This window comes from Psychrobacter sp. Sarcosine-02u-2 (assembly GCF_002836335.1).
GTDB lineage: Bacteria > Pseudomonadota > Gammaproteobacteria > Pseudomonadales > Moraxellaceae > Psychrobacter > Psychrobacter faecalis.
The window spans coordinates 53,942-65,399 of record NZ_PJBX01000161.1; the positions used below are offsets into that span (position 1 = coordinate 53,942).

Sequence of the window (11,458 nt, forward strand, 5' to 3'; positions counted from 1 at the left end):
GATGGTTTTAAATGATTGGTTATATAAGCGGCTGATATTTATAAACGATGATTTGATGCGAGTGAGAAGATAAGATTGCGATACAAGTTTGCCGTTTGCATTTCATTACGACTTTGTAGGTATCAACCCACAACCACACCAATCATATAAAACTAACAGCAGATTTTGAATAAAAGCCATTATGTCCTACTTAATGGCTTTTTTCGTCTTTAGATTTTTTATCTTGAGATACGTTGAGATAGGGTTTTTTAAGCAGCGTCTTATAAGACTCAATTTTTCTCATTAAAAATAATGACAGCCAACTATGTTGGTTAAGGACAGTTTATATGAACGGAGTTTCTAGTGGTGTGCTGATATCACTTGGCGCCTATTTCTTAGTGATGATTGGGATTGGCGTGTATGCTTATTTTAAGCAAGCCAATGATACTGAAGGCTATATGCTCGGTGGTCGTAGCCTAGGTCCCGCCGTGACCGCTTTATCAGCAGGCGCATCGGATATGTCAGGTTGGTTGCTCCTTGGCCTGCCAGGTGCCATGTATGCTGACGGTGTGGTCAGTGCTTGGATTGCCATCGGTTTGACCTTGGGTGCTTTTTTAAACTACATTATCGTGGCACCGCGTCTTCGCGTTTATACCGAAGTCGCTGACAACGCCATCACTCTACCCGATTACTTTGCCAACCGCTTTGAGGACAAATCGCATTTACTGCGCGTCATTTCAGCCGTGGTAATTATCTTATTCTTTACCGTCTATACCGCCGCAAGTTTGGTCGGTGGCGGTAAGCTCTTTGAAAGCTCGCTCAATCTCTCTTACAGTACAGGTCTGTGGGTGACCGCTGGCGTCGTCGTCGCTTATACGCTATTTGGTGGTTTCCTAGCTGTATCAATGACCGACTTTGTGCAAGGTATTATCATGCTCTTTGCTATGGTAATTGTCCCTATCGTTGCTTTGACTGACCTTGGTGGCGTAAGCGCAACGACCAATGCTATCAGAGCCATCGATCCAAGCATGCTCGATATCACAAGTGGCATGACAGCTTTAGGTATTATCTCCTTACTCGCTTGGGGCCTTGGTTATTTTGGTCAGCCGCATATTATCGTACGCTTTATGGCGATTCGCTCAGTGAAAGATGTACCAACGGCGCGTAATATTGGTATGAGCTGGATGATTATCAGCCTGATCGGTGCTTGTGTTACGGGTATCGCGGGCCGCGCCTACGTACAAAAAACGGCAATGACGCTAGATGACCCTGAAACCATCTTTTTGGTATTCACGCAATTTTTGTTCCACCCACTTGTTTCAGGTTTCTTATTAGCGGCCATTTTAGCCGCAATTATGAGTACCATATCATCACAACTACTCGTGGTATCAAGCTCATTGACCAAAGACGTCTATAAGCTTTTCTTTGATAGAGACGCTCCAGAGGCGCGTCAAGTATTAGTCGGCCGTATCTCAGTTATTGTGGTTGCCGTTGTTGCTATTTTGCTGGCGTCTAATCCAGAAAGCTCTGTATTGAACTTAGTTTCTAATGCTTGGGCAGGATTTGGTGCCGCATTCGGGCCTTTGGTTATTTTCAGTCTGACATGGCGCGGCATGAACCGCAATGGCGCTGTCGCTGGCATGGTAGTTGGTGCATTGACTGTTATCCTGTGGGTCTATGGCCCGTTCGAGATGAATGGCGTCGCACTAAACAATTGGTTATACGCTATCGTTCCAGGCTTTATCTTAAGTACCATCGCTATCTTTGCTGTCAGTATCATGACTGGTGGTCCAAGACCGTCAGTATCTGCTAAGTATAAAGAGATGGAAATGAACTTAGATAAATAAGCCATTATTGTTTACGGTTCTGTTAATAATGCTGTTAATAAAAAGACCTCGCTAATCGTAGCGAGGTCTTTTAGTATCAACGTTTTATATCTTATTAGAAAGTTTTGGTTAGTAATACTGTCGCTGATTTTTCATCTCGGTCATCATAGTAAGCAAAATTGCTCGATGTGGTTTCATAATCAAACACCAAACGTGGCGTGAGTCCTAGTAACGTAAAATCTCGCTTCCATACTTGCAAGCCCAATGAGGCAGTTTTGTCTTCTCTGGTCGAGCCGGGCACGCCGCCTACGGCATTATAATAGCCTTTCCATGCGCCGCTTCCTGCGGGATATGCATCGGCAGGATCATCATATTTTTTTATACCATAGCCTACTGTCGCAAGTGTGGAAAGACCGCGTTTCCACTCACGGCTCCAACCAACATTTACTGAACTACGATCGTAGCTAATGATATTCGATTTAGGAACATCGTTCTGATAAGTGCCTACACCGCCATAAAAGTACTCTTTCGCGTCTTTAATATAAAAAGCATTTAAGCCTAAGAACTGACCATCTGTTTCACGGTTTGAATTGCTGTCATCCTCAAAGGTTTCTTTGGAGACAATAAAAAAAGCGACCCAACTGGATCGCTTTTCTGTTAATGCTTTAATGACTTACAATAAATTCTTATTTTCCTTGATAAGACAATTTCATACCAAGGATATAGCCGTCATTGTCTTGGAAGTCACCTACGATCTGCTTAGTAGGTAATTGTCCTTTAGCATCGCCGAACCATAAGTATTTACCGCCTGCTGATATCGCCCACTCAGGAGTAACGTTGTATTTAGCGCCAAGACCGACGCTATAATAGCCATCGATTGGTCCTAATGACGTTGTTGGATCACCTGAACCACTATCCCAACCAACGGTTCCGCTAACCGCTAAGGCTGGTGCTAAACGTTTGGCAAGACCAAGCTCTACTTGCCATTGGTCATCGTCATAATCGACTAAGTTTAAACCGTCAGGACCGTAGCTTCCTTTACTGACTTCATTATATAAAGGCGGCGTAATTTTAAAATCACCCCACGGTACCCAACGTACTTTTGCAGTGGCTAACATCGTTGGGTTAATACCAGTTTGGAAATCAAAGTTTACTGATTTTGGAGTAGTAATCTCCATGTTAGTAGTTTGAGTCGAAGGAAGCTTGCCACCACTTGCAATAGGAGCAATAGGATAGCTTTCATAAATATTCATACTATGGTCAATTTCAGATCTATATGTCAAAGCAGCTTTTAGGGCAATTTCTGGTTTACTATACGATACACCTGCCAACCAACCATAATCCTGATCAGGACTAACATGAGAAGTATAATTTGTCGCAGGACCATATGCACTACCACGCAATCTTACATCTGCCTTAATACGCTGAGCGACTGGGCCGCCATAAATTTGGAACTCTTTATTAGCACCGAACTTAGCTCCTAAAATAGCTGTCAGACTCTCAGAGCGCACTTCAACATTCGTACCTTCGGTATTAGCAAGCTGCTCAATAGCATAATCATTTAGCGCTCCTAATTTTTCACCAGCAGCAATTTGCGCTTTACCAGCCTCAATCTGAGGACGCAAAACTGGTTCTAGCGCAGGATTTGCTGCAATTGCCGCTTCACCTTGTCTAACTTCTTCTCTTCCTGCGGCGAGATCATCTTGAATAGACTCTACATAAGCATTTAAACTTCCAGCATTAGTAATACCTGGTATCTTTTGCTGCGAAATAAGCCCATCTATTGCTGCAGTTGGAGCACCCGTAAAGTTATTATCTCCACTATAAGCAGCAGCAGCACCAAACGGCTCATCGTATAGAACACCGACACTAAACGTATCATTGATATCAGTTTTTACACCATAACGGAAAAAATCATAAGATTCAGCAACTTCACCCGTACTCCTACCTTGGACATAACCGGCATCATCAGTGGCAACACGTTGATTATCATAACCGCTAACATCAGCGTCGATATAGGTATATACAGCTTCGGCATAAGTGCCATCTTGTAAGAATGCAGTGATATCTTGACCTGAACGATCAAGACCTGCAGCGTTAGTCATACTGGCTACAGAAAGAGTAGCTATCGCTACAGCAAGAGTTTTTAAATGAAAAGTAGCGCGCATTGTATATCTCCAAACATCCTCGTTGTTTAATCGTTGTAATAATCAACATTTAGCATTGTTACGCAAAATATATGATTATGTAAACGATGTCCTAAAATGAATAGTAATGACTTTCTGACATTAAAACAACAATTAAAACGCTTTATTTCTTGTTAATGACTGAGCGGTACAAAAAATTAAATTAATTTAATAAACAATAGTTTGCTAAATATACAATCATTAATTCCTAATTAACACTATTGGCGAACTTAAATGGAAAAACATAGGTTTTTATTCTTAAATTAAAAGATATTGATTATTGTATTTTTCTTTATTACAAACATAAAAAAACGACCCATTCAAGGTCGTTTTTTATCTATAAAATATAATTTATATAAATATTAGAAATTTATAGTTTACTTAGCTTGATAAGATAATTTCACGCCAAGTGCAAAGCCGTCGTTGTCTTCAAACTTACTAACAACTTGCTTGGTTGGAATTTGACCGTCAGCATCACCGAACCATAGGTATTTACCACCAGCAGACACTGCCCAGTTTTCCGTGATATCATATTTACCACCTAGACCGACACTGTAATAACCTTCAATTGGGCCAAGTGAAGTGACAGGGTTGCCAGCTCCACTATCCCAGCCAACGGTACCGCTAACAGCAAACTTTGGTGCTAAACGCTTAGCGAGACCTAACTCTACCTGCCATTGGTCCTCATCGTAGCTTACCAATGCTAGACCTTTATCGTCTTTCGTCGCAACTTTACTCACATCGTTGTATAACGACGGTACGATAGCAAAATCACTCCAAGGTACCCAGCGTACTTTTGCCGTCGCTAGTGTCGTTGGATTGATACCTGTTTGAAAGTCAAAGTTAACTGACTCTGGCGTATTGATTTCGATATCAGTATGTCTGGTAGTTGATAGCGGTACACCAATAGTGGCACCAGCAGCAGTAGCAAGAGGGAAAGTTTCAAACGCTTTTGCGTTATGTTTGATTTCAGAGCGATAGGTCAATGCTGCTTTCAGGGCAATTTCAGGCTTACTATACGCCATACCAGCGATCCAACCATAGTCTTGGTCGTTGCTAACATGAGTGGTATAGCCTGTTGCTGAGCTGTATGCGTCACCACGCAACTTCACATCTGCTCTCACACGTTGGGCAACTGGGCCACCATACGCTTGAAACTCTTTGTTAGCACCAAACTTAGCACCAAGAATACCAGTAATGCTTTCTGTACGTACTTCCACTTGTGTCGCTTCACCTGCAACTGCTGCTAAACCTTTGGCCGCTTCCAGACCAATTAGCTGACCCTGAGCCGCTTGTAGTTGCTCAGCTGTCAAACCACCTGGATTACCTGGAGTAAGCGCACCTTGCAACTGTGGTATCAATACGCCATCGACATAAGCTTCGGTAACATTAGGGATCTTTGTAAAATCTTGGATGATAGCATCAGCATCTGTATTGGTAATAAAGTCGTTTTTACCATTGTAGTCAGCTGCAGCGCCAAATGGCTCGTCATACAAGATACCGATACTAAAGGTCTCATTGATATCTGCTTTTACCCCATAACGAAAAAAGTCGTAATCTTCTGCGATATCATCAATTTTATTGCCTGACGAATCCTTGCCACTGACATCGGCATCGATATAGGTATAAACGGTTTCGGCATAGGTGCCATCTTGTAAGAATGCCGTGATATCTTGACCTGAACGATCAAGACCTGCCGCACTAGCGATACTAGCTGCAGAAAGGGCAGCCAAAGCTGCCGTAAGAGTCTTTAGATTGAAATTTGCGCCCATTGTGTATCTCCAAACATCCACATTGTTTTACCGCTACACCGAACTTTGTTAGGTAGACAGTGTCTAAGGTGAAGGATACTAATGTTTTTTTTACATTAAGACAACCTAAAAACACATTATTTCTCTAATATGACTCAATAGTCATCGTACGGTGTATTTATGCAAAAACACACATATACGCTTATCATAAACAGCTCATCAGACGGCTTATCAGTAATAGGTGTTTTTCCATTTAATAGTGTGGCGGTCTATCTGCCACAACATCAAACGGCGCCACACCGCCCTCTCCATCTTGGCTTTCGACTTGCTTATAGATAAACTGCACCTGTCGCTGCAAGGTTTGGATATCTCTGTCTTGACGCGTAATAACCTCATCAAGCCGTTCTACGGTAACCTCAAGGTGAGACAGGTTCATCTGTAATTCAATAACCTGTGCTTGTAAATCCGCTTGGGTATCTGACAGCTTAGCTTGACTATTGGAAGTTTTACTATCTATCGAATTCAGTTCATTCATATTTTTCTCAATACCAGATAATGTAGTCATGACCTTTGTCAAATCTCACCCATGACCATTTAAAACAATCGTTATAAAACAGTGCTTATAAATGCATTTACGCATACTACAGTTAGGTGGCAGCATGTTATACTGCTAGCAATTTTGCAACAACCCCTACCTCACTATTATATAAGCTTAAGATATTCTATGGCATTGATACATTTAAAAGATATTCACTTAGCCTTTGGCGTCGCTCCTGTTCTTGACGGCATTGATTTTGCGATTAATGCGGGCGAGCGTGTGTGTTTGATTGGCCGCAATGGCGAAGGTAAATCCACCTTATTTAAACTGATTAACGGCTCATTGCAGCCTGACAGCGGTGAGATTATCACCAATAGCAGCATGCGTGTTGCGATGCTAGAGCAAGACGTCCCTGAAACCAGCGGTCGTATCTTGGACATCGTGATGGGCGGTAGCCGCCGTACCGCTGATTTGCTCATTAACTATAACAAGCAAGTCGATATGTGTGCCAACGGCGATATGGACGCTTGCGAGCATATGGCAACCCTGCAGCATGATATCGATGCGGTACATGGCTGGGATTTAGAGCGCGATGCGACCCGTTTGATTACGACCATGGGACTCGACCCTGAAGCTGACCTGTCTTCACTCTCTGGTGGTCGTAAACGCCGTGTGCTACTTGCTCGTGCACTAGTCACTAAGCCTGATGTGCTATTACTCGATGAGCCAACCAACCATTTAGACGTTGAAAGTATCGAATGGTTGGAGCGCTTTTTACTCGACTGGCAAGGTCTGACGTTATTGTTCGTGACGCACGATAGAGCATTTGTCAATAAGCTTGCCACCCGTATCGTTGAGCTTGATCGCGGTCAATTGACGAGCTATGACGTGACCCAAGGCGCTAAAGGGTATGCGCGTTATCAAGAATTAAAAGAGCAGCAGCTACTCGCTGAAGAAAAAAACAATGCTAATTTTGATAAAAAATTGGCACAAGAAGAAGTTTGGATTCGCCAAGGTATCAAAGCGCGTCGTACCCGTAACGAAGGCCGTGTCCGTGAGCTAAAAGCTCTGCGCGAAGAGCGTAAAGGCCGCCGCGAGCAAGTCGGTAACGTCAATATCACCATGGGTGAAGGCGAGAAAAGCGGCAAGCTGGTTTGTAAAGTTAAGAACCTGCATCTGGAATATGATGGCAACGTCTTAGTCGACAACTTTAGCACCATGATTATGCGCGGTGACAAAATCGGTATCGTCGGTCCCAACGGCGCGGGTAAAACCACGCTAATTAAAGCCCTGCTCGATATGTCCGACGATGAAGTCACTAAAACAGGCACGGTCGAGCTTGGCACCAATTTACAAATTGCCTTTTTCGATCAGCTGCGTGATCAGTTAGATCTAGAAGCCAGCGTGGCGCAAAACGTCTCAGAAGGTTCTGACTTCGTCGAAGTTGGTGGTCGCAAAACGCACATCATGAGCTACCTGCAAGATTTCTTATTTGCCCCAGAGCGTGCGCGTACTCCTGTTAAAGCCTTATCAGGTGGTGAGCGTAACCGTGTGTTATTGGCTAAGCAATTATTAAAGCCTGCTAACATTCTAGTGCTCGATGAGCCAACCAACGACTTGGATATGGCCACCCTTGAGCTATTAGAAGAGTCGGTTGCCAGCTTCAACGGTACTATCTTGCTGATTAGCCATGACCGCTCATTTATGGACAACGTCGTCACTTCTACTTGGGTATTTGACACGGATGAAGATGGTAATGGCATCGTCAAAGAATATGTCGGGGGCTATCAAGAATACTTGGTACAAAAAAACCGTGAAGAAGAAGCGAAAGCTAAGAAAACTAAATCGTCTAACGATAATGCTGCTAGTAGCAAAGCTAACAATAAAGCTACGGTCGCGGCAAAGTCTAATACCGCTGCCAAAAAGCTTAACTACAATGAACAGCGTGAACTCGATAATTTGCCAAAAGAAATTGCTGCGTTAGAAGCTGAGCAAACGGAGCTGGAAGAAAAGCTGGCTGATGGTTCTTGGTTTACGAAAGATATGGAAGCCGCTACAGCTGCCAGTGAGCGTTTATTAGTCATCGAAGATGAGATGATGACTAAGCTTGAGCGCTGGCATACGCTTGAGAGTTAATATTGTCTAGCGCTATTTATCACTACATAACCTTTATATCGAAAATGGTGAAGGGTTATAAATAGCTTACGACCACTTACAACCGTGTAATGTGCGGAAAGTTAGTGAACATTGTCTTGATTTCAAGTATCATTCCCTATTGCTGAATACCCTTATTAATTATAAGGTCATTATTCATAATAGTCTTGTTGATAAAAAAGCGTACTTTAAGGTAGGTTAAATGTTGATAATTAAACAGTTTTAGACTAATTATCTTGTTTAACACTGAAGTACGCTTTCTCAAGGCTGCTTTATTTTTAACACAATAATTTATTTTATGACCGAAATAGCTTAGAATAGCAACAATTAGCAAAATTAGGCACAGCTAACGTGGCTTGATAATTGTCATTTTCTAAGCCACAAACCCAGTGTGGGATAATCCCATTTCATTCACCTGGAGGAAGTATTAATGAGCCATGCCGAAGGCGTTAACGTACAACGTCGTAGAGTTCTTATTGCCTCGACTGCCGTCATTGGTGCAGCTGGGGTAGCTGCTGTGGCGACACCTTTTGTCCGTTCTTGGACTCCGAGCGCAAAAGCCGAGGCTGCAGGTGCTGCAGTGACCCAAGATATTGGTTCTATCGAAGCAGGACAGATGATTGTCGTCAAATATCGGGGCAAACCTATCTTTGTGGTCAAGCGCACTGAAGAGATGCTGACTACGTTAGAATCAGTGAAGCCATTACTGTCAGACCCTGATTCAGATGAGTCGCTACAACCAGAATATTGTAAAAACCCTGAGCGCTCTTTATCACCAGAAGTCTTGGTGGTAGAAGGCGTCTGTACACATTTAGGCTGCGCACCAAACTACCGTCCTGATGTGGGCGCAGCTGATTTAGGCGGTAATGACTGGTACGGTGGATTTTTCTGCCCATGTCATGGCTCTAAATACGATTTATCGGGTCGTGTTTATAGTGGTGTCCCTGCACCGCTTAACTTACCAATCCCAGAGTACAGCATGGATGGTACTATCTTGACGATTGGGGAGGCTTAATATGAGCATGGGTAAAAAATTAATGCATTGGGTGGACGCGCGCTTTCCTGCGACTGAAACCTATGAATATCACATGTCAAAGTACTATGCACCAAAGAACTTTAACTTTTGGTACTTCTTTGGCGTGTTATCAATGGTGGTATTGGTCAACCAGCTAGTGACTGGTATTTGGCTAACGATGATGTACAACCCAAGTGCCGAAGGGGCATTTGCGTCTGTTGAATATATCATGCGTGATGTCAAAGGTGGTTGGCTCATCCGTTATATGCACTCGACGGGCGCATCTGCGTTCTTCGTCGTCGTATATTTGCATATGTTCCGCGCCTTGCTATACGGCTCATATCAAAAACCGCGTGAGCTTATTTGGCTCATCGGTATGGGTATTTACCTAGCATTGATGGCAGAAGGTTTCTTCGGTTACCTACTTCCTTGGGGCAACATGTCATTCTGGGGCGCTCAGGTTATTCTAAACTTACCTGCAGCTCTACCTGTCATTGGGGACGGTCTTGCTGAATGGGTACGTGGTGATTATATCATCTCAGGTATCACTCTAAACCGCTTCTTTGCTTTGCACGTTGTTGCTATTCCACTTGTCCTTGTCGGCTTAGTGTTTATGCATTTAGTAGCACTACACCACGTTGGTTCAAACAACCCTGATGGCATTGATATTAAAAAGCTAAAAGACAAGAATGGCGTACCATTAGACGGTATCGAATTCCATCCGTACTATACTGTGCATGACATGGTTGGTATTGTGGTCTTCTTTATCTGTTTCTTTGCAGTAGTATTCTTCTTCCCAGAAGGCGGCGGTTTCTTCCTTGAGCCACCAAACTTTGAAGCAGCAAACTCACTGAAAACACCTGCGCATATTGCACCAGTATGGTACTACACACCTTTTTATGCCATCTTACGTGCAGTTCCTAATAAGCTTGGTGGTGTGATTGCAATGGGCGGTGCGATTGCCTTCCTATTCTTAATCCCATGGCTTGATAGATCGCCTGTACGCTCGATACGTTATAAAGGTATTCTGTCAAAGATTGCACTTACTGTCTTTGCTATCAGCTTTGTGGTATTAGGCTACTTGGGTGCGACACCTGCAACGCCAACAGCGACGATTTTGGCACGTATCTTTACCATTCTGTATTTCTTGTTTTTCTTATTGATGCCGTTCTACACAGCTATTGAGAAGTGTAAACAGCCACCAGAACGCGTTACCGGAGGTCACTAATGAGCACGCTAATTAAATCCCTAGCTGGTCTAGGCTTAGGCGCCGCGCTGATGTTGACTGCTGGCACTGCAAGCGCATCAGGTGGTGGTTGTGGTACTTTTACCAATGCTGATGGCGTGGTTGAACACTTAGCTTGTAGCACCGCCCCTATTGATTTTACCAATAAGGGTTCGCTACAAAACGGTGCGAAAATCTTTATGAACTACTGCGCTGGGTGTCACTCAGCAAAGTATGTTCGTCATTCGCGCATTGCTAAAGACTTAGAGATACCGCCTGAGCTGGTTGAAAAGTATTTGATGGTCACCACCGATGAAATCGGTGACCATATCAATGCTGAGATTGACCCTGACGTTCAAGCATCATGGTTTGGCGCGGCACCTCCGGACTTGTCACTTGAAACAAGACTACGCGGTGATGACTGGGTTTATACTTACCTTCTATCGTTCTATGAAGATCCAAGCCGTCCTTGGGGCTCGAACAACTTAGTACTTGCAAACGCTGCTATGCCGCACGTGTTGCATAATATGCAAGAAACGTTGAGTGAAGAAGAGTTTGAATCTGAAGTTGGTGACTTGGTTAACTTTATGGCGTGGATGGCAGAGCCGGTACGTCATGACCGTCAAGTAATCGGTTTCTTTGTGATTTTATTCTTATTAGTACTGCTCATTCCAGTTTACCTGTTAAATAAAGAGTTCTGGAAAGACGTAAAATAATAAAGCAATAAAGATCCAAAATTAATCTAAAAAATAAGCACTACTTCGGTAGTGCTTTTTTTATGTTT

At 43.3% G+C, this 11,458-nt stretch carries 9 protein-coding genes; 5 read left to right on the forward strand and 4 right to left on the reverse strand.

Annotated features, from left to right (window positions below):
• Positions 1–326 precede the first annotated feature (326 nt).
• Positions 327–1,826 carry a sodium/proline symporter PutP gene (gene putP, locus CXF58_RS07800; RefSeq protein WP_102077111.1) on the forward strand — a complete coding sequence of 500 codons (1,500 nt, stop codon included), beginning with the start codon at positions 327–329 and terminating at the stop codon, positions 1,824–1,826.
• Between the two features lie 94 nt (positions 1,827–1,920).
• On the opposite strand, the gene CXF58_RS07805 is transcribed toward putP, so the two are convergent.
• The 4 genes from CXF58_RS07805 to CXF58_RS07820 form a co-directional block, all read right to left on the reverse strand.
• On the reverse strand, positions 1,921–2,475 hold the full coding sequence (locus CXF58_RS07805; protein ID WP_319802576.1) for a surface lipoprotein assembly modifier: 555 nt from the start codon (positions 2,473–2,475) through the stop codon (positions 1,921–1,923).
• Positions 2,476–2,491: 16 nt separating this feature from the next.
• The gene (locus CXF58_RS07810; RefSeq protein WP_025651395.1) at positions 2,492–3,973 is read right to left on the reverse strand and encodes an outer membrane protein transport protein; all 1,482 of its coding nucleotides are present in this window, start codon (positions 3,971–3,973) and stop codon (positions 2,492–2,494) included.
• A 395-nt stretch (positions 3,974–4,368) separates the two neighbouring features.
• On the reverse strand, positions 4,369–5,763 hold the full coding sequence (locus tag CXF58_RS07815; protein WP_102077112.1) for an outer membrane protein transport protein: 1,395 nt from the start codon (positions 5,761–5,763) through the stop codon (positions 4,369–4,371).
• A gap of 232 nt (positions 5,764–5,995) precedes the next feature.
• Positions 5,996–6,307, reverse strand: coding sequence for a SlyX family protein (locus CXF58_RS07820; protein ID WP_228706571.1), 312 nt, complete (start codon positions 6,305–6,307; stop codon positions 5,996–5,998).
• A 159-nt stretch (positions 6,308–6,466) separates the two neighbouring features.
• Here CXF58_RS07820 and CXF58_RS07825 point away from each other — a divergent pair, with 159 nt between their 5' ends.
• The 4 genes from CXF58_RS07825 to CXF58_RS07840 all read left to right on the forward strand — a co-directional run bounded on the left by CXF58_RS07825 (position 6,467) and on the right by CXF58_RS07840 (position 11,390).
• Entirely contained in the window at positions 6,467–8,416 is a 1,950-nt protein-coding gene (locus tag CXF58_RS07825) for an ATP-binding cassette domain-containing protein (RefSeq protein ID WP_102077113.1), read from the forward strand.
• Between the two features lie 448 nt (positions 8,417–8,864).
• A complete protein-coding gene (gene petA / locus CXF58_RS07830) occupies positions 8,865–9,449 on the forward strand; it encodes a ubiquinol-cytochrome c reductase iron-sulfur subunit (protein ID WP_068404407.1) in 585 nt (194 codons plus the stop codon).
• Between the two features lie 7 nt (positions 9,450–9,456).
• Entirely contained in the window at positions 9,457–10,677 is a 1,221-nt protein-coding gene (locus tag CXF58_RS07835; RefSeq protein WP_416375575.1) for a cytochrome b, read from the forward strand.
• Positions 10,677–11,390, forward strand: a complete 714-nt coding sequence (locus CXF58_RS07840; protein ID WP_102077115.1) for a cytochrome c1 — start codon at positions 10,677–10,679, stop codon at positions 11,388–11,390. Before CXF58_RS07835 ends, CXF58_RS07840 begins: the two co-directional genes overlap by 1 nt.
• The last annotated feature ends 68 nt before the right edge of the window (positions 11,391–11,458 follow it).

What these genes read in the sequence shown, in the direction of transcription:
- CXF58_RS07825 (WP_102077113.1), top strand. Translation starts at nt 6,467, where the DNA reads ATGGCATTGATACATTTAAAAGATATTCACTTAGCCTTTGGCGTCGCT.
- CXF58_RS07835 (WP_416375575.1), top strand. Translation starts at nt 9,457, where the DNA reads ATGGGTAAAAAATTAATGCATTGGGTGGACGCGCGCTTTCCTGCGACT.
- petA (WP_068404407.1), top strand. Translation starts at nt 8,865, where the DNA reads ATGAGCCATGCCGAAGGCGTTAACGTACAACGTCGTAGAGTTCTTATT.
- CXF58_RS07820 (WP_228706571.1), bottom strand. Translation starts at nt 6,307, where the DNA reads ATGACTACATTATCTGGTATTGAGAAAAATATGAATGAACTGAATTCG.
- CXF58_RS07815 (WP_102077112.1), bottom strand. Translation starts at nt 5,763, where the DNA reads ATGGGCGCAAATTTCAATCTAAAGACTCTTACGGCAGCTTTGGCTGCC.
- CXF58_RS07810 (WP_025651395.1), bottom strand. Translation starts at nt 3,973, where the DNA reads ATGCGCGCTACTTTTCATTTAAAAACTCTTGCTGTAGCGATAGCTACT.
- putP (WP_102077111.1), top strand. Translation starts at nt 327, where the DNA reads ATGAACGGAGTTTCTAGTGGTGTGCTGATATCACTTGGCGCCTATTTC.
- CXF58_RS07840 (WP_102077115.1), top strand. Translation starts at nt 10,677, where the DNA reads ATGAGCACGCTAATTAAATCCCTAGCTGGTCTAGGCTTAGGCGCCGCG.